General features: G+C 75.8%; 16 protein-coding genes and 1 tRNA gene. 14 read left to right on the top strand and 3 right to left on the bottom strand.

Going from position 1 to position 16,899, the window contains the following annotated elements; translation table 11 throughout:
• The first annotated feature begins 82 nt into the window (after nucleotides 1–82).
• Nucleotides 83–649 (top strand): DJ-1/PfpI family protein, encoded by a 567-nt coding sequence (locus ACZ6ZI_RS30365; protein WP_363059757.1) that lies wholly within the window; start codon nucleotides 83–85, stop codon nucleotides 647–649.
• 137 nt (nucleotides 650–786) lie between these two features.
• Here ACZ6ZI_RS30365 and ACZ6ZI_RS30360 read toward each other — a convergent pair whose 3' ends face one another.
• Both ACZ6ZI_RS30360 and ACZ6ZI_RS30355 read right to left on the bottom strand, forming a co-directional pair.
• Nucleotides 787–1,599, bottom strand: a complete 813-nt coding sequence (locus ACZ6ZI_RS30360; protein WP_363059755.1) for a glutamate ABC transporter substrate-binding protein — start codon at nucleotides 1,597–1,599, stop codon at nucleotides 787–789.
• A gap of 255 nt (nucleotides 1,600–1,854) precedes the next feature.
• Nucleotides 1,855–2,541: a M15 family metallopeptidase gene (locus ACZ6ZI_RS30355; protein WP_469526099.1), complete on the bottom strand. Its 687-nt coding sequence runs from the start codon at nucleotides 2,539–2,541 to the stop codon at nucleotides 1,855–1,857.
• 151 nt (nucleotides 2,542–2,692) lie between these two features.
• On the opposite strand from ACZ6ZI_RS30355, the gene ACZ6ZI_RS30350 reads away from it, so the two are divergent.
• From ACZ6ZI_RS30350 to ACZ6ZI_RS30325, 6 genes are all read left to right on the top strand, one after another.
• A tRNA-Arg gene (locus tag ACZ6ZI_RS30350) sits at nucleotides 2,693–2,765 on the top strand.
• Between the two features lie 117 nt (nucleotides 2,766–2,882).
• A complete protein-coding gene (locus tag ACZ6ZI_RS30345) occupies nucleotides 2,883–4,031 on the top strand; it encodes a leucine-rich repeat domain-containing protein (protein WP_469526169.1) in 1,149 nt (382 codons plus the stop codon).
• On the top strand, nucleotides 4,028–5,875 hold the full coding sequence (locus ACZ6ZI_RS30340; protein WP_469526096.1) for an ankyrin repeat domain-containing protein: 1,848 nt from the start codon (nucleotides 4,028–4,030) through the stop codon (nucleotides 5,873–5,875). Before ACZ6ZI_RS30345 ends, ACZ6ZI_RS30340 begins: the two co-directional genes overlap by 4 nt.
• Nucleotides 5,860–7,083 carry an AAA family ATPase gene (locus ACZ6ZI_RS30335; protein ID WP_469526093.1) on the top strand — a complete coding sequence of 408 codons (1,224 nt, stop codon included), beginning with the start codon at nucleotides 5,860–5,862 and terminating at the stop codon, nucleotides 7,081–7,083. The genes ACZ6ZI_RS30340 and ACZ6ZI_RS30335 overlap by 16 nt, the downstream gene beginning before the upstream one ends.
• 13 nt (nucleotides 7,084–7,096) lie before the next feature.
• On the top strand, nucleotides 7,097–8,326 hold the full coding sequence (locus ACZ6ZI_RS30330) for a vWA domain-containing protein (protein WP_469526092.1): 1,230 nt from the start codon (nucleotides 7,097–7,099) through the stop codon (nucleotides 8,324–8,326).
• Between the two features lie 171 nt (nucleotides 8,327–8,497).
• On the top strand, nucleotides 8,498–9,049 hold the full coding sequence (locus tag ACZ6ZI_RS30325; protein ID WP_363059745.1) for a TerD family protein: 552 nt from the start codon (nucleotides 8,498–8,500) through the stop codon (nucleotides 9,047–9,049).
• A 171-nt stretch (nucleotides 9,050–9,220) separates the two neighbouring features.
• Here the strand turns inward: ACZ6ZI_RS30325 and ACZ6ZI_RS30320 are convergent, their stop codons facing one another.
• A complete protein-coding gene (locus ACZ6ZI_RS30320; protein WP_363059743.1) occupies nucleotides 9,221–9,841 on the bottom strand; it encodes a TetR/AcrR family transcriptional regulator in 621 nt (206 codons plus the stop codon).
• Nucleotides 9,842–10,042: 201 nt separating this feature from the next.
• Between ACZ6ZI_RS30320 and ACZ6ZI_RS30315 the strand changes: the two genes are divergently transcribed.
• The 7 genes from ACZ6ZI_RS30315 (at nucleotide 10,043) to ACZ6ZI_RS30285 (ending at nucleotide 16,854) form a co-directional block, all read left to right on the top strand.
• Complete coding sequence (locus ACZ6ZI_RS30315) at nucleotides 10,043–11,038, top strand: phosphatase PAP2 family protein (protein ID WP_469526090.1); 996 nt, start codon at nucleotides 10,043–10,045, stop codon at nucleotides 11,036–11,038.
• Nucleotides 11,035–11,943 (top strand): DMT family transporter, encoded by a 909-nt coding sequence (locus tag ACZ6ZI_RS30310; protein ID WP_469526088.1) that lies wholly within the window; start codon nucleotides 11,035–11,037, stop codon nucleotides 11,941–11,943. The genes ACZ6ZI_RS30315 and ACZ6ZI_RS30310 overlap by 4 nt, the downstream gene beginning before the upstream one ends.
• 5 nt (nucleotides 11,944–11,948) lie before the next feature.
• A complete protein-coding gene (locus ACZ6ZI_RS30305; RefSeq protein ID WP_363059737.1) occupies nucleotides 11,949–12,287 on the top strand; it encodes a hypothetical protein in 339 nt (112 codons plus the stop codon).
• Nucleotides 12,288–12,401: 114 nt separating this feature from the next.
• The gene (locus ACZ6ZI_RS30300) at nucleotides 12,402–12,668 is read left to right on the top strand and encodes a GlsB/YeaQ/YmgE family stress response membrane protein (protein WP_363059735.1); all 267 of its coding nucleotides are present in this window, start codon (nucleotides 12,402–12,404) and stop codon (nucleotides 12,666–12,668) included.
• 130 nt (nucleotides 12,669–12,798) lie between these two features.
• Nucleotides 12,799–13,284 carry a ribonuclease E activity regulator RraA gene (rraA, locus tag ACZ6ZI_RS30295; RefSeq protein ID WP_469526085.1) on the top strand — a complete coding sequence of 162 codons (486 nt, stop codon included), beginning with the start codon at nucleotides 12,799–12,801 and terminating at the stop codon, nucleotides 13,282–13,284.
• 144 nt (nucleotides 13,285–13,428) lie between these two features.
• The gene (locus tag ACZ6ZI_RS30290; protein WP_469526084.1) at nucleotides 13,429–15,138 is read left to right on the top strand and encodes a peptide-N4-asparagine amidase; all 1,710 of its coding nucleotides are present in this window, start codon (nucleotides 13,429–13,431) and stop codon (nucleotides 15,136–15,138) included.
• A 27-nt stretch (nucleotides 15,139–15,165) separates the two neighbouring features.
• Entirely contained in the window at nucleotides 15,166–16,854 is a 1,689-nt protein-coding gene (locus ACZ6ZI_RS30285; protein ID WP_469526082.1) for a serine/threonine-protein kinase, read from the top strand.
• The last annotated feature ends 45 nt before the right edge of the window (nucleotides 16,855–16,899 follow it).

Below are 16,899 nucleotides of genomic sequence, written 5' to 3'. Positions count from 1 at the left end.
CGTCCGTTGGGTCTGGGCACGGTTGCGGTGGCCTCGGCGGGGCCGGGCCCACCGTGATGAACAGCCTTGTCTGGAGCAGCCCATGGCAGTGAAGATCCTCATCGTGACCGGCGACGCGGCCGAGTCGCTGGAGGTGCTCTACCCCTACCAGCGCCTGCGGGAGGAGGGGTACGAGGTCCACATCGCCGCGCCCTCGCGCAAGAAACTGCGGTTCGTGGTGCACGACTTCGAGGAGGGCTTCGACACCTACACGGAGAAGCCCGGCTACACCTGGCCCGCGGACCTCGCCTTCGCCGAGGTCGTTCCCGAGGAGTACGCGGCCGTCGTGGTCCCGGGCGGACGCGCGCCCGAGTACCTGCGCAACGATCCCGAGGTGCGGCGGATCCTGGCGTCGTTCGCCGGCGCCGACAAGCCCATCGCGCAGATCTGCCACGGCCCGCTGATCACCGCCGCGAGCGGGGCCCTGGAGGGGCGTCGGGTCACGGCGTACCCGGCGCTGGAGCCGGACATGAAGGCCGCGGGGGCCGCGTTCGAGGACTCCGAGGCGGTGGTCGACGGCACCCTGGTCTCGGCCCGGGCCTGGCCCGACCACTCCGCCTGGATGCGGGAGTTCCTGACCGTGCTGCGCGGCAAGGCCCCGACGGCGTAGGGGCGCGGCCGGGCGCCCGGCCGAAGCGGGCCCGGGCGCTCGGCCGAAGCGGGCCCGGGCGCCGGACGCGGCGGCGGGCCCGCGGGGTCGACGTCCCGCGTTCGGACGTCGACCGGCGGGCTCCGCCGCGCGGTTCGTCAGCCGCTGGTCGTGACCTGCGGCGCCGGCTCGTACTTGTAGTTGGCCGGGCCGAAGTTCTTCTTCACGGCCGCTTCCCAGGAGCCGTCGGCGACCATCTTGGTCAGGGCCGTGTTGATCTTCCGCTGGAGATCGCCGTCGCCCTTCTTCAGGCCGATGCCGTAGTTCTCGTTGCTCAGGTTCAGTCCGACCAGCTTGAACTTGCCCTCGTTGCCCTTCCTGGCCGCGTACCCCGCCAGGATGGAGTTGTCGGTGGTCATGGCGTCGACCAGGTTGTCCTGGAGGGCGACCAGGCACTCCGAGTAGCCGCCCAGCTCCAGCACGCTCGCCTTCGGCGCGAGGTTCTTGCGGACGTTCTCGGCGGAGGTGGAGCCGGTCACCGAGCACAGCCGCTTGGTGTTGAGGTCCTCGGCCTTGGTGATCGAGGCGTCGTCGGCCCGGACCAGCAGGTCCTGGTGGGCGATGAAGTAGGGGCCGGCGAAGTCGACCTTCTCGCGACGCTTGTCGTTGATCGTATAACTGGCGGCGACGAACTCGACCTCGTTGTACTGGATCAGCAGTTCCCGGTCGGAGCTGTAGACCTGCTTGAACTCGATCTCGTTCGGCTTGTAGCCGAGCTCCTTGCCGATGTACCTGGCCACGTCGACGTCGAAACCGGTGAAGGTGCCGTCGCTCTCGCGCATGCCGATGCCCGGCTGGTCGAACTTGATGCCGACGGAGAGGGGCTCCTTCGGGGCTTCGCCAGCACAGCCGGAGGCGGTGGCGGCGAGGGCGATCACTGCGGCGACCGCACCGGCCTTGGGAACCTTCATGCTGCACTCTTTCCTCGGGAACGCGTAACCACGTGGGGGTGCGCGGGAACGGGGCACGTGCGTCGCCGATCGGGCGTGAAGGCACGTGTACGAGGAAGCTAGGAAGCCGACGGGAGCGGCGTCACTAGATCTGAGTAAAACTTGAGGATAACGATCCGGTTCAGTCGAAGGATCTTCGGTCGACGCGGAGCGTCACGGGAGAAGGGTCGCGGGCACCCTCCGCGGGGTGGGCGGACGCGGCGCCCGCCGGGCCGCTCAGCCACCCTCGGCGGAGAAGTGCTGGTAGTCGGGCGGGCTCCAGCGACCGCCCCAGTACCAGCCCTCCTCCCGGAAGGCCCGGGTCACGACCCCGTCCGGGGTGATCATCCCGGGGCGGACCCGCTCGCGGTCGAGGTGGGAGCGGCCGTTCGGGGGATGGCTGGTGCCCCGGACGTCGACGTACGGGTTCTCGACCGGGTTGATGTCGACCGCGTCGCCCCAGGCGTGCCGCGAGCGCCGGCCCGGGTCGCCGGTGACCTGCCGGCAGTTGAAGGCGGAGGTGTTGTCGTCCGCCATCGCCGCGAGGTCGTCGCCTCCGTACGCGGCCGTCACCCGCATGCGACGGATCGGGAAGCCCTCGGCGAAGGCCTTCCCGAAGACCCGCAGCACCGGGGCGACCACCTCCTCGCGCACCACCAGCTCGCCCCGGTGCACCGCGCCGTCGAAGCCCCAGTGGTTCATCGTCACGAGCCTGAGCCGCTCCGGCGCCACCGGGCACCCGGCGCGGTGGGTCGCGCCCAGTTTGTCCGGGGGGACGGCCGTGACGTGGGCCGACAGGGTCTTCACGGCGGGCCGGGGGGCGACCTGGGCGCGGAGGGCGGACTGCGGGGTCGTGGTCGTGCAGGACGACGCGGTCGCGCACAGGACGGCGGTGAGGACGACGCGTACCAGGCGATGGCTCACGGATCCACCGTAGGCACGGCCCCGACCCCCCGCCGGCGGGGAGGCGGGCGGGTCGCGACCGCGTCGCCCCCGCCGGCGCGGGCCGCCGACCGCGCCGGCGCTCAAACTGGTGATCGATTCCGGGGCGTCGGGCCGCTATGATCGCCGCAGCAAGGCCGTAGCGCAGAGGTCGTCGCGCCCGAGCATCGAGCTGGAGGACGTCGGTTCGAATCCGACCGGTCTTGCCCTGACCGCCCGTCGCCACCAGCCGTACCGGTGCCCCGTCCCACCGCTGCGGCTCCGTCCACGTCGTTGACGTCGTTGTGATCGCCGGACACCGGCGAGGAACCGGTGAAGTGGTGATGACACGGCCGACGCCCGTACGGTGCCCCGCGATCGAGCACCCCGACCTGCCGCTCGCCGACCCGGCCGACCTCGCCCCGCTCCTCGCGCGCCTCGCGCGGGACCTGCCCCTCGAAGCCGACGAGACCTTCCCGCTCGGCACCCTGCGCCCCGACGGCCGGCTCGACCTGTGCAAGCAGGGACTCGGCCCGGCGGGCGCCGCCCGCCTGCTGCCCGTCGCCGTCGCCTCCCCGCACGCCGCGCACCTGCTCCTCGGCACCAACGCCCTGACGGACGAAGGCGCGCGCACCCTGGCCGACGCGCTCGCGGCCGAGGACTCCCACGGGATCCACACCCTCTACCTCGGCTGCAACCGCATCGGCGCCGACGGGGTCCTCGCCCTGGCCGCCGCCCTCGCCGAGGACACCACCGTCCGCGCCCTGTGGCTCAAGCGCAACCCCCTCTTCGAGGACGGCGCCCGCACCCTCGCGGCCCTCCTGCGCCGCAACACCGCGCTGCGCACCCTCGACCTGGTCAACACCGGCATCGGCGCCGACGGCGTACGCCTGCTCCTCGACGCCCTCCTGACCCGCGAGGCACCCCTGGAGCGGATCTTCCTCGGCGGGAACGGCCTCACCCCCGAGGCCGCCCCGCTGCTCGCCGCCCTCGTCCGCGACGCGGGGGTCCGCGAGCTGTACGCCCCCGCCAACCACCTCGGCGACGAGGGCGTCGCCGTCCTCGCCGAGGCGGCCGCCGCGGCGGGACCCGAGCGCCCGGTCCGACTCGGCCTCGGCGGCAACGGCATCGGCCCCGCCGGCGCCCGCGCCCTGGCCGAAGCGCTCGGCGGCATCGAAGCCCTCGACCTCGGCCGGGCCCCGTCCGAGCGCAGCCTCGGCTCCGTCGGCAACGACACCGGCGACGAAGGGGCGTACGCCCTGGCCGCCGCACTCCCCGGCAGCCCGCTGCGCCGCCTCGAACTGAGCCACACCGGCCTCACCGGGCGCGGCGCCAAGAGCCTGTTGGCCGCGCTGCCCGACGACTGCCCCCTGGAGCACGTGGGCCTCGGCCCCGGACTGCCCCGCCGGGTGAAGCGCTCCTTCACCGAACGCCTGCGCCCCGCCCGTGCCTCCCACCCCGACCTGCGAGCCATCGGGAGCGTGTACCGGTGACGCGTCGCCCCGTCCCGCCCGGCACCCCCTCGTCCGAGGAACTCGGCAGCCGGCGCCGCGTGCGCCGCTACGCCGTACCCGGCTGGATGATCGAAGCGGCCGGCGCGCACCGGGAGGCCGGGGACTGGCGCGCCGCCTGCGCGGCCGCCGCCGTGGACGCGGCCCTGGAACCGGCCGCCCTCGCCGCCCGCCACGGGCGCGCCGTCGCCGACGCGGTCCTGGAGGACCTGCGCCACCTCGCCCCCGACCTGCTGCGCTGGCACCTGCCCCGGGTCCTGGGCGGACGTACGACCCTGGTCCCGGACCAGCGGATCCTGCTCGCCCACTACGGGCCTGCCGGCGGCCCGGGCCGCCCGGGCCGGGGCGTACCGTCCCTGCACGTGCGCACCTACGGCATGGTGGACGGCCCCCAGCGGCTGCGGCTGGAGTGCGGCCCCTTCGTCCCCGTCCCCGACGCCAACCCCTACGCCCGCGTGACCACCGTGGACTGGAGCACCGCCCGGCACCTGTGGGACGTCCGCCACGCGCCCGACCTGCGCACCCGCGCCGCGGGCGGCGGCGCGGACCGGCTGCCCTTCTTCGCCCCCGACGGGACCCCGCTCCCCGCCGACGCCCTGGCCACCCGCGACCCCGGCCCCGGGGACCCGGCCGCCAGGACCGAGTGGATCGCGGTCCTCCAGTCCCGCGCCGGCTCCCGCGCCCACCTCGTGGAGGCCTTCGCCGCGGCCGGGATCGAGGCCGACCTGGACAAGCCCGCGGACGAGTGGCGCTCGTACGGCGTCGTGCACCTGGAGGACGCGCTCGCCTCGGGCCACGTGGACCTGTCCCGCCTGGCCCACGAGACGCGCCTGCTCGCCGCGGCCGGTCTGGGCGACCGGTTCCGCCTCGCCCCGGACTGGCGCGACGGACTGCTCGTGGAGGTCACCGGACCCGGCGAGGGAGACACGGTGCGCGTTCGCACCGCCCGATCCGACGAGCTGCGCGCGCTCGCGCCGCTGCCCGAGCACGCCTGGCGTCCGCTGCCCGACCTCCAGCTGGTGCGGGCCGGCCGCGTCGCCCCCACCGAGCTGCACCCGCTCGTCGCCGCCTCCCTCTTCCCGGGTTCCGGCCCCGCCACGGGGCCGGCGGGCCCCACCGCGCCCCGGCCCGTCCGGGTGCGCTGCCTCGGCGTCTGGCACGAGGTACGGGTCCGGGCCGACGGCCTCGCCATCCCGCACACCGACGAGGAGCGGCGGCGCGAGCGCGCCCTGCGGGCCTTCGGCGGGGTCGTCGCCGGCTGCTTCGCCGCCGAGCGGGCCTGGACCTCGGGCGAGGGCAGGCTGCCGCGCGCCCTGCGCGAGGAGCGGCAGGACCTGTTCGAGCGCGTCCAGCACGGCGACGCCCCCGGCGTGATGGCCCTGCTGGACGCGGGCGTCGACCCGCGCGTGCGCAACGGACGCGGCCAGGGCCTGTTGCACGTCCTGTACCTCCTCGACCACGAGGAACTGCTGCCCAGGCTGCTGGGGGCCGGCCTCGGCCTGGAGGACCACGACCGCGCCGGCCGCACCCCGCTGCTGTCCGCCGTCCACCACGGCGGCGCCCCCGCCCTGGTCCGCGCGCTGATCGACGCAGGCGCCCGCGTCGACGTCACCGACGAGGAGGGCCTCAGCCTGCCCCAGATCGCCCGCCGCTACCGGCGCACCGATCTGGCCTTCCTGCGGGAGCTGGTGGAGGCCGGGCACCCGGACATCGGATCCCCCGACTTCGACGAGTACATGGACGAACGAGACGACGAGTACCGGCGCGAGAACGAGAGCGACGGCCACGAACCGGAACCGGAGGAGGAGCTGTGGGAGGAGGGCTGACGGGCACCACGACGGCGGGAGCCGCGGGGCCGGCGGGGGCGCTGGCCGCCGCCGACGCCCTCAACGCCCGCCTGGGCGAAACCCGTACCGAACCGGCCGAGAACCCCCGACTGGAGGCTCTGGCGCTCGCGGTGACGGCCAATCAGCCCGTCCTGCTCTGGGGCGAGCCCGGCATCGGCAAGTCCGCCGGGATGGAGCGGCTCGCCGCCGCCCTCGGCGTCGGACTGGAGACGGTGATCGCCAGCGTCCACGAGCCCTCCGACTTCGCGGGGCTCCCCGTCGTCGGCGACGACCCGGCCACGACCGGCGTCCCCATGGCCCCGCCGGACTGGGCGGTGCGCCTGGCCCGCACCGGGCACGGACTGCTGTTCTTCGACGAACTGTCCTCCGCCCCGCCCGCCGTCCAGGCCGCCCTGCTGCGCGTGGTCCTCGAACGACGCGTCGGCAGCCTCGAACTGCCCGCCTCCGTACGCATCATCGCGGCGGCCAACCCGCCGTCGAGCGCGGCCGACGGCTGGCACCTCAGCCCGCCGCTCGCCAACCGCTTCGTCCACCTCGAATGGACGCACGACCCGCGCACGGTCGCCCGCGGCATGGCCGGGACCTGGCCCGAGGTCGCCCTGCCCACCGTCGACCCGCGCCGCGCCGCCGGCGCCGCCGCCCGCGCCCGGGGCGTGGTCTCCGGCTTCCTCTCCGCCCGCCCCGGCCTGGTCCACCACCTGCCGAACGACGCCGAGGGGCGCGGCCGGGCCTGGCCCTCCCCGCGCACCTGGGAGATGGCGCTGCGCCTGCTGGCCACCGGTTACGCCGCCGGCGCGAGCGGCGAGGCCCTGTCCGCCGCCCTCACCGGGGCCGTCGGCGACGGAGCGGGCCTGGAGCTGCTCACCTACCTGGAGCACCTCGACCTGCCCGACCCCGAGAAGGTGCTGGCCGACCCGGACGCCTTCGCCCTGCCCACGCGCGGCGACCGTCAACTGGCCTTCCTCATCGCGGTGGTGGCCGCCGTCCAGGCCGACCCGACGCGCTCCCGGTGGGAGGCCGGCTGGGTGGTCCTCGCCAAGGCCGTCGACGCGGGCGTACCGGACGTGGCCGCACGGGCCGCCGCCGACCTCGCCGCGCTGCGCGAACCGGCCTGGGCGGTTCCCGCGGGCATCGACGCGTTCGTCGAAATCCTGAGTCTGGCCGGGTCCCTGCCCGGCCCCCGCTGAGGGACCGGACGCCGTGCCGGGCGACGAACCGCCCCCCGCCCTCGACCGGGCCAAGCTGCTCGCCGCCCGCTACGCGGCGGCCGAGGCCCGCCCGTACCTGGCCTCGGCCCTGTACGCGCTCACCGTGGTGCCCTCCCCGGGCCCCGGCGGCGTGGGGACCATGGGCGTCGACCGGCACTGGCGCTGCTACGTCTCGCCGGCGTTCGTCGCCCGCACCCCGGTCGCCGAGCTCGGCGGGGTGTGGATCCACGAGGTCGCGCACCTGCTGCGCGACCACCACACCCGCGCCGACCGCCTCCCGGCGGCCGACCAGGGCGATCCGGTCCGCGTCAACATCGCCCAGGACTGCGAGATCAACGACGACCTCCTGGCCGACGGACTGGCGCTGCCCGCCGGCCGGATGGAGCCGCGCCTGTTCGGCCTGCCCGCGGGCGGCCTGTTCGAGGGCTACCTCCCGGCCGTCCCCCGTACCCCGCCGCACGGCGTCGACTGCGGGTCGGGCGCCCACGGGATCGCCGCCCCGTGGGAGCTCGGCGACGGCGCGCCCGGGGACCGGAGCGGGGATCCCGCGCGGCTGGGACCCGCGGAGGCGCAGGCCCTGCGCCGGCAGACCGCCCAGGCGATGCGGGCCCACCGGCGCGCCCGGGGCGCCCTCCCGGCCGGCTGGCTGCGCTGGGCGGACGAGGTGCTGGAGCCCGTCGTCGACTGGCGCCGCGCGCTGTCCGGGGCGGTGCGGGAGGCCGCCGCCTGGTCCGCCGGCGCGGTCGACTACACCTACCGGCGCCCCTCGCGCCGTACCCCCGCCCTGGGCGGCCGGGTGGTGCTGCCGAGCCTGCGCAGGCCGCTGCCGCGGGTCGCGATCGTCGTCGACACCTCCGGGTCCATGGGCGAGGCCGAACTGGCGGCGGCGCTGGGCGAGGTGACCGGCGTCCTGCGCGAGGTCGGGGTACGGGGCAACCGGGTCGCGGTGCTGGCCTGCGACGCCGACGTACGGGCCGTGAGGCGGGTGACCAGCGCCGCGGAGGTTCACCTCGCCGGGGGCGGCGGCACCGACATGCGCGTGGGCATCGCCGCGGCGTCGGCCGTCCCCGACCGGCCGAACATCGTGGTCGTGCTGACCGACGGGCACACGCCCTGGCCGGACGAGCCCGCCTCCTGCCGCCTGATCGCCGCCCTGATCGGGGCGGACGCCCCGGCGCCGCCGGCGTGGGTGGAGACCGTGCGCGTGACCCCCGGTGCGTGATGCCCGGTGCGTGATGCCCGGCGCGTGCGCGCGGCGCGGGTCCGGCCCCCGGCCGGCGGAGCGGCGTACGGGCCGGCCGGGAACGTACGGTGATCCGCCCGCCCGTCCCGGGGTCGTGACAGCATGGCCGGGCGACGCGGTCGGAACCGGCCGCGGTGGAGGGGGAGTTCGGTGAGTGGAGTACGCAAGGGCCTGACCAGGGTGGAGATCGCTTTGCGCTGGGACCCCAGCGCGGCCGGCGAGCCCCCGCACGACCTGGACCTCGTCGCGGCGGTGTACGCGAGCGCCGACCCGCACGGCGAGCCCGTCCACCTCGTGCACTTCGGCAGCCGGTCCCCGGACGGCACCATCACCCTGAGCCGGGACAGCCGGACCGGGCAGGGCTTCGGCTTCGACGAGGTGATGGTGATCGAGCTGGACCGGATGGCGTCCGGGGCGGGCCGGGTCGTCGTCGGCGTGGTGATACAGGACGCGGGGGCCGGCGGCCCGGCGCCGCGGCGCAAGCCGTTCGCGGCCGTGCCCGGCACGGGGTTGCGCGTCCGCGCCGGCTACGAGGACCTCGCGACGACGGACTTCGCCGAGGTGGCGGACGCCACGGCGGCCACCGTCGCCGAGTTCACGCGCGAGGACTCGGGCGGCTGGACGCTGGAGGAGGCGCGCCCCCGGGGATTCGAGGCGGACGCGCACGAGTTCACCCGGGTCATGGGCGCCGCCCGCGCCTGATCCCGGGACCGGTCTCGGGGGCGGCTCCCCGGGGAGGAAGCCGTCCGGACCGGGTGGCGGTCACCCTGCTCGGGAGTGACCGCCACCCCGTCCGGTGGCGCGCTGCCGCCGTCCCCACGAGGCAGCGCGAGCGGGTCGCCGTCCGGTCATCGTGGACGGCGGCCCACCGGTTCAGGTGGCCCGTACGGCCTCGGGCGTGATCCCGAGGGCGGGCAACAGGGCCACGTCGACGAACCTGACCAGGTAGTCGGTGTCCGCGTAGCGGCCCTCCAGCACGGGGCGGATCCGTAGGACGCCCATCAGCTGCGCCGGGAGGAACTCCACCGCCGGATGGTCCGCGGTGATCTCACCCCGGGCCACGGCCCGCGCCACGATCGCGGCGAACGCGGTCAGTTCGGGCTCCACCAGCGCCTCGCGGAGCGCGCCCTGGAGTTCCTCGTCACTGAGCACCGCGTGCCCGAGGGCCTGCGTCAGCCGGGTGTCGCGCCCCGAGGTGCAGGCCGCGATCCGGGCCGCCTCCCGCAGGTCGCCCACGAGGCTGCCGGTGTCCACGTCGGCCAGCGAACGATCGCTGCGGCTCGCGCGCAGGGCCGCCGCGACCAGCCGGGGCTTGGTCTTCCACTGCCGGTAGAGCGTCGACTTGCCGCAGCTGGCGCGGGCGGCGACGCCCTCCATGGTGAGCGCCTCGTACCCGTGCTCGCGCAACTGCTCCAGGACGGCGTCGTAGAACTCCTGCTCGCGCTCCGGCGAGATCTTGGAGCGGCGCGCGGTGACCTGCGGCGTCGACGTCATGGGCGGGGGCACTCCTCGGGCTCCGGGACGGGGTGGGTCCGTGCTCCGAGTGTACGGCCAACCGGAGCTCATCGGTACACGCGCGTATCGATACGGGAATGTATCGATACACTGGCGTGTCGATGGAGAGGTGATCCGGACCGACGGCCTCGCCGGCGGACCACCCCGAAGCAGCCGCACCGAAAGAAGTGAGACCGGGGGATGACCACCTCCCACACCACACCGGACCGACCGGCCGCCGGAGCCGGGCGCCGGGACACCCGCCGCCGGCTCCTGCGCGAGCTGCTGCTCGTCGGGGGCCTGTTCGCCGTCTACAAGGCGGGCCGGGCGTTCTCCACGGGCCGTACCGAAGAGGCGTTCCGCAACGCCGCCCGAGTCTGGGACGCCGAACGGACCCTGCGCCTGCCGGGGGAGGGCGCCGTCCAACGGCTGCTGCTCCACTCCGACGCCCTCGTCCACACCGCGAACACCTACTACGCGGCCGTGCACTTCCCGGCGACCGCCCTGTTCCTGATCTGGCTCTACCTGCGCCGACCCCGCCACTACCTGTGGACCCGCAGGGTGCTCACCGCCCTCACCGGCGTGGCCCTCGCCCTCCACCTGGCCTTCCCGCTCGCACCCCCGCGGATGCTGGACGCCGCCCACCTGATCGACACCGGACAGGTCTACGGGCCCACCGTCTACCAGGCCGCCCCGGACGCCGACCGGCTCGCCAACCAGTTCGCCGCCATGCCCTCGCTGCACTTCGGCTGGGCGCTGATGCTGGCGCTCGGCATGATCGCGGCGACGCGCTCCCGCCTGCGCCTCCTGTGGCTGCTGCACCCCCTGGTGACCCTGCTCGTGGTCGTCGGCACCGCCAACCACTACTGGCTCGACGCGATCGTGGCCGGCCTCCTGCTGGGCGCGGCCCTCCTGCTGGTGCCGCGCCCGACCACCACGCCCCCGGGCGACCCCGCGGGGCCGCGACCGCCCGCGGACGGCGCCCCGGCGCCGGTCGCGGCCCCGACGGTGCCGCCGCCGGTCGCGGTCGGGGATCCGTACGCGGACCCGTACGCGGACCCGGACCCGGTCGCGGTCGCGGTCGGGGTCGGGGATCCGTACGCGGACCCGGACCCGGTCGCGGTCGCGGTCGGGGATCCGGTCCGGGCCGCGGAGCCGGCGTCCCGCCTCGCCTCCTCCGCCGGAGCCGGCCGATGAACGCCACCGTCCTCGCCGTGGCCCTCTGCCTCGCCTCCGCCGTCACCTACGCGGCGGCCGCCGTCGCCCAGGAGCGGCTCGCCCGCCGCGCCACCGCCCGCACCGCCCGCGCCCTCCTCGGCAACGGAGCCTGGTGGTGGTCCGCCGGACTGAACGCCGCCGCGGCCCTGCTGCACGCCGCGGCCCTGCGCTACGGCCCGCTGACCCTGGTCCAGCCACTCGGCGCGCTCACCCTCGTCGCCGCCGTCCCGCTGGGCGCGCGGGGCGCCGGGCGACGGGTCGCGGCCACCGAGTGGCGCGGCACCCTGGCCACCGTCGTCGGCCTCGGCCTGCTCCTGCTGCCCGCCTCCGGCCCGGCCCCCGACGACACCCTCACCCTGGCCGAGGCCCTCGCCGTGTCCGGAGCCACCGTCGCCGCGATCCTGCTGCTCACCGCCCGCAAGGACCCCCGTTCCGGACTGCGCCACGCCACCGCCTCCGGGCTGGCGTCCGCCGTCGCCTCCGCCCTGACCCAGACCGTCGCCGTCGCGGGCGGCCGGGGAGGCTCGTTGTTCAGCGTCCGGGTGGTCTCCGTGGCCCTGCTGGTGGTCGTCTTCGCCGTCGGCGGGATGCTGCTCTCGCAGCGCGCCTACCGGGGCGGGCTCGGGGCCCCGCTCGCCGTCGTCAACCTCGCCAACCCGCTGGCCGCCGCCGCCATCGGCATGATCCTGCTCGGGGAACGCCTCCACGGGGGCGCGCTCGGGATCCTGCTCGCCGTGGCCGGCGCCCTCGCGGCGACCCGGGGGGTCCTGCTGCTCACCCGTACGCCGACCGGTTCCCCGACGGGGCCGGCGCCGGTCGCCGCCCGATCCGCCGTGCCGGTTCCGGCGGGAGCGCCCGTACCGGCCGGCCGTGTGACAGCCTGATCGACATGGCTCACTACCGCGACCCGTCGTTCCTCTCCCTGTGGTCCAAGGACTCCGTGCTCTCGATCGGCTCGGTGGGCTCGGTCCTGTCCATCGGCTCGGTGGGCTCCGCCCTGTCCGTGGGCTCCGTCGGCAGCGTGCTCTCCGCCGTCTCCGTCGGATCCGGCCTCTCCGTCGCCTCCGTGGGCTCCTGGCTGAGCCTCGCGTCCGGGTTCTCCGTGCAGTCCTCGCGCTCGTTCCTCTCCTGCCGTTCCCGGGGCGGCTTCGCCACCACCGGGGCCGTCGCCGCCGGGGCGGTCGCCGTCACGCTCCTGCTCCGCGCGGCGTCCACCCGCCGCGCGTAGACGCCGGGGGCGGCCCTCCGCGCGCCGCCCCAGAACCGTTTCGCCCCCGGCCGGCGTCCTGACCGGTGACAGAAGGACGCGAAGGACGCGCACGAGCGAACGGAACGGAACACCATGGGCATCATCGGCTGGATCATCCTCGGACTCCTCGCGGGAGCCATCGCCAAGCTCCTGCTGCCCGGCCGCGACCCGGGCGGCGCCATCGGCACCACCCTCATCGGAGTCGCCGGCTCCTTCCTCGGCGGCTGGCTCTCCGCGAAGTTCCTCGACCGGCCCGTCCAGACCCAGTTCTTCGACCTGGCCACCTGGGGCTCGGCCATCGCGGGCTCACTCGTCCTGCTCATCGGCTACCGGATCCTCTTCGGCAACTCCCGCGACTGAGTCCGCCCCCGTCCGGCCCCGCCCGCCCCCCCGCCACCTGCGGATCCACCCCTCCCCGTACCGCCGGACGCGCCCCGCACCGCCTACGCTGGGCCGCGGCGCGACGTACCAGCCGGGAGGATCCCGAACCATGAGCACCACCCCCGTCCCCACCGCCGACCTCTACGACGAGTACGGCGAGGACCTCGGCATCTGCGCCACCGCCTTCCGGACCATCGGCGGCCGCCGGCTGTTCGCCGGACCCGTGCGCACCGTCCGCTGCCACGAGGACAACGCCCTGCTGCGCGAACTCCTCCACACCCCCGGCGACGGCGCCGTCCTCGTCATCGACGGCGGCGGCTCGCTGCGCACCGCCCTGGTCGGCGACCTCATCGCCGGCGCCGCCCTGCGCTCCGGTTGGGCCGGACTGATCGTCAACGGGGCCGTCCGCGACAGCGTCGCCCTCGGCGGGCTCGACCTGGGCGTCCACGCGCTCGGCACCTGCCCCCGCAAGAGCGGCAAGACCGGCGCGGGCACCGTCGACGGACCCGTCACCATCGGCGGGGTCACCTTCCGCCCCGGCGACACCGTGTACGCGGACGAGGACGGCGTCGTGGTGCTGCCCGCCGGCCACTGACGCGGCGCGGCGCGCCGACGCCGGCGGGGCGCGGAACGGCGCCGGGACGGGCCCGGAAGGGGGCCGGGACGGGATCGAGAACCCGCCAGGTCCCCCTGCCGGGCCCTGGCGGCGGCCGCCCCCGCCGGGCTTCACTGCGGGCCCATGAGACGACACAGGATCACGGGTCTGCTCGGCGCGCTCACCCTCGCCGCGGGCGCCCTGACCGCCGGCGCGGCACCGGCGGCGGCCGACGCGCACGGCGGCCCGACCCCCCGGGCCGCGGTCCAGGGCGAGCCCGCCCCCGGCGCCCCCATCCCCGGCGAACGCGCCGCCGGGGAGCCCGCCGCAGGCGACCCCGTACCGCCCGCCGAGTTCGGCACCGACTGGCACGACCCCCTCACCGCGGCCCCGCCCGTGACCCGGCCCGCGACGCGTTCCTGCACGCTCACCCTGGCCCGCGCGAGCTTCCGCGACTTCACCCCCCACCGGGGCGCGTACGCGCCGCCCGCCGACTGTGCCGCGGGACCCTGGGCCAAGGTCGTCCTGCGCCTCGACGGCAACGTCAAGGGCCGCCAGTACGACCGACTGGGCAACCTCACCCTCGGCGGGGTGGAGATCCTGCGCACCTCCACCCCGCAGCCCTCCCCGGACGGCATCACCTGGTCCGTCGAGAAGGACGTCACCCGCTACCGCGACACCCTCAGCCGCCCGCAGCCGGTGGAGATGCTGATCGGCAACGTCGTCGACGCCACCTACACGGGCGTGATCGACGTGACGGTCACCCTCACCTTCTTCGCCGCCGAGGGGCCCGTCGGCCCCGCCGACACCCCCGACCTGGTCATCCCGCTCACCGGACCCACCGTCACCACCCCGCGCAACACCGAGCGGATCGTCGCCGAGGTGTACGCCACCGGATCCGGCGGCGGCTGCGAGGAGTACTGGTACATGACCGTCCCCGACGCCGCCCCCTACTCCTGCAAGGCGGCCGACGGACCCCACCGCGAGGTCCGCGTCCACGTGGACGGCCGGCTCGCCGGCATCGCCGCGCCCTTCCCCACCGTCTGGACCGGAGGCTGGTCCAACCCCTTCCTCTGGTACGTCACCCCCGGCCCGCGCGCCTTCGACGTCCGGCCGATCCGCTACGACCTCACCCCCTACGCCGCCCTCCTCAACGACGGCCGCCCCCACCGCGTCGAGGTGACCGTCGCCGGAGTACCCGCCGGACAGAGCGGCTGGAGCACCCCCACCAACCTGCTGATCGACCGGGACCCCGGACGCCGGATCGTCACCGGAGCCCTGACCCGCCACGAGGAGACCGCCCCGAGCGGCCACTCCCGCTGGACCCCCGGCACCGAGCACCGCCTCGACACCGAGGGGGCCCACCGACTCACCACCGCCGGGTACCTGAACACCTCCCGGGGCCGGGTCACCACCACCGTCACCCGCGAGGTCCGCGCCGACTCCACCCACCGCTGGACCGACGGCGAGACCCGCGACGCCCTCACCGCCGAGTGGACCGACGGCGAGGAGGTCACCCGGGGGAACACCACCACCCGCACCGCGCGCACGTACACGATGGACGGCGAGACCACCCTCGGCGCCGGCGACCGCCTGCGCACCGTGCTGTCCCTCGGCGACCGGGCCGAGACCGTCACCCTGCGCGGCGGCAGGCCCCTGGACCGCACCCGCCTCGACGACCGGTACACGGGCGACGCCACCTACACCACGAACGTCCCCCGTGACCAGCGGCACGCCGTCGGCACCACCACCGCACGCCACCAGGAGTACGGCTCCGAGGCGGGCGGCGGCTGCTACGACCGTACGGTGACCACCGCCCAGGGCACGGTGACGGCGGACCGCCGTCGTTGCTGACACAGGCGGCGCCTACGATGACCGCCCATGGACACGAGTGAGGCCGACAGACGGCTGGTCGACGGACGTTTCGAACTGATCGCTCCGCTGGGGAGCGGCGGTATGGGCACGGTGTGGCGTGCCCGCGACATCGCACTGCACCGCGAGGTCGCCCTCAAGGAGGTGCGCCCGCCGGACCCCGCCACCGCCGCCGCCCAACCCGAACTCGCCGTCCAACTGCGCGAACGGGCCGTCCGCGAAGCCCGCGCCCTCGCCCGCCTGGCCCACCCGAACGTGGTGACCATCCACCACATCGTCGAACCCGCCGCCGAGGCCGACGGGCACCCCTGGATCGTGATGGAACTGGTCAAGGGCGGCTCCCTCGCCGACCGGCTCGCCGAGGGGCCGATGCCCCCGGCCGAGGTGGTGCGGCTGGGACTCGACGTGCTGTCGGCGCTGCGCGCCGCGCACGCCGAGGGCGTGCTCCACCGGGACGTGAAACCGGCCAACGTCCTGCTGCGTCCCGACGGGGCGGCGGTGCTCACCGACTTCGGCATCGCCGCCCTGCACGGCTCCACCGCCCTGACCTCCACCGGCGTGCTGATCGGCTCCCCGGAGTACATCGCGCCCGAACGCGCCCGAGGCGAGGAGGGACTCGCCGCCTCCGACCTGTGGTCGCTCGGGATGATGCTGTACGTGGCCGCGGAGGGGACCCACCCGCTGCGCCGCGCCACCAGCCTGGCGACCGTGGTGGCCATCCTCGACGAGCCGATCCCGGCGCCGGTGCGGTCGGGCCCGCTGGGGCCCGTACTGGAGCGGGTCCTCGTACGGGACACGGACGCGCGCCCCGACGGCGCCGCGCTGGAGGCGCTGCTCCGGGAGGCGGGCGCCGCTCTCGGCGGGACCGCCCCGCCCGGCGGGTACGGGTACCCGCCGCCGGCGGCGACCCCGTACGCCCCGTCCACCCCGTACGCCGTCCCCGCGTACGGCCCGACCTACGCCCCGACCTCGGTCCTGGGCCAGGGGGCCGCCCCGGACGCGGGCACCTTCGTCGGCGCGGCGGCGCCGGCGCGCCGACCCCGGCCCCGGAAGGCGGCCCTGTGGGCCGCGGTGGCCGTCCTCGTGCTCGCCGGCGGCGTCACGGGGCTCCTGCGCCTGCTGCCCGACGGGGGAGCGGGCACGGACGCCGAGGCCAAGCCGGACCGCTCCGCTTCCGCCCCGCCGGCCGCGTCGGCCACGCCCTCCTCCGCCGGGCGCACCGGCGTCCCCGGCACGGGCGCCGTCGCCGCGGCCGACACGGACCTCCTCACCCCGGCCGGGGTCCGCGACGCCCTCGACGCCCTGCGCCGGGCGACCGGCACCACCACCTTCGCCGACCTGCGGATCTACCCCGGCTACGTGCTCGCCAAGGTGCCCACCGCCCCCGGGGCCCGCACCCTCGACGGATGGGAGTACCGGGGCGGCGCGACCCGCCGCACCGGACCCGACGGGACCGTCGACGAGGGCGATCCCGTCATCGACATGTCCACCGTCGACTGGAACGCACTGCCCGGGCTCCTGGAAGCGGCGCGCACGGAGCTCGGGGTGGAGCGGCCGACCTCGCGGTACGTGATCGTCGACCCCTGGATGATGGACAACCTCCCCGCCATGCGGGCCTACCTGAGCGACGCGTACGGACAGGGCGGCTACGTCCTCGCCGGAACCGACGGCAAGGTGAGGAAGACCTACAAGTCCTGAGCCCACGAGGCCCACAGGAACCACGAGGCCCACAGGAACCACGAG

The organism is Streptomyces sp. NPDC103540, from assembly GCF_055584445.1.
This window is presented reverse-complemented; position numbering and strand designations above follow the sequence as displayed.

Coding starts and splice junctions, on each gene's coding strand:
- rraA (WP_469526085.1), top strand. CDS start 12,799: ATGAGCACCACCCCCGTCCCCACCGCCGACCTCTACGACGAGTACGGC.
- ACZ6ZI_RS30320 (WP_363059743.1), bottom strand. CDS start 9,841: ATGACGTCGACGCCGCAGGTCACCGCGCGCCGCTCCAAGATCTCGCCG.
- ACZ6ZI_RS30300 (WP_363059735.1), top strand. CDS start 12,402: ATGGGCATCATCGGCTGGATCATCCTCGGACTCCTCGCGGGAGCCATC.
- ACZ6ZI_RS30285 (WP_469526082.1), top strand. CDS start 15,166: ATGGACACGAGTGAGGCCGACAGACGGCTGGTCGACGGACGTTTCGAA.
- ACZ6ZI_RS30345 (WP_469526169.1), top strand. CDS start 2,883: ATGACACGGCCGACGCCCGTACGGTGCCCCGCGATCGAGCACCCCGAC.
- ACZ6ZI_RS30360 (WP_363059755.1), bottom strand. CDS start 1,599: ATGAAGGTTCCCAAGGCCGGTGCGGTCGCCGCAGTGATCGCCCTCGCC.
- ACZ6ZI_RS30305 (WP_363059737.1), top strand. CDS start 11,949: ATGGCTCACTACCGCGACCCGTCGTTCCTCTCCCTGTGGTCCAAGGAC.
- ACZ6ZI_RS30315 (WP_469526090.1), top strand. CDS start 10,043: ATGACCACCTCCCACACCACACCGGACCGACCGGCCGCCGGAGCCGGG.
- ACZ6ZI_RS30365 (WP_363059757.1), top strand. CDS start 83: ATGGCAGTGAAGATCCTCATCGTGACCGGCGACGCGGCCGAGTCGCTG.
- ACZ6ZI_RS30290 (WP_469526084.1), top strand. CDS start 13,429: ATGAGACGACACAGGATCACGGGTCTGCTCGGCGCGCTCACCCTCGCC.
- ACZ6ZI_RS30310 (WP_469526088.1), top strand. CDS start 11,035: ATGAACGCCACCGTCCTCGCCGTGGCCCTCTGCCTCGCCTCCGCCGTC.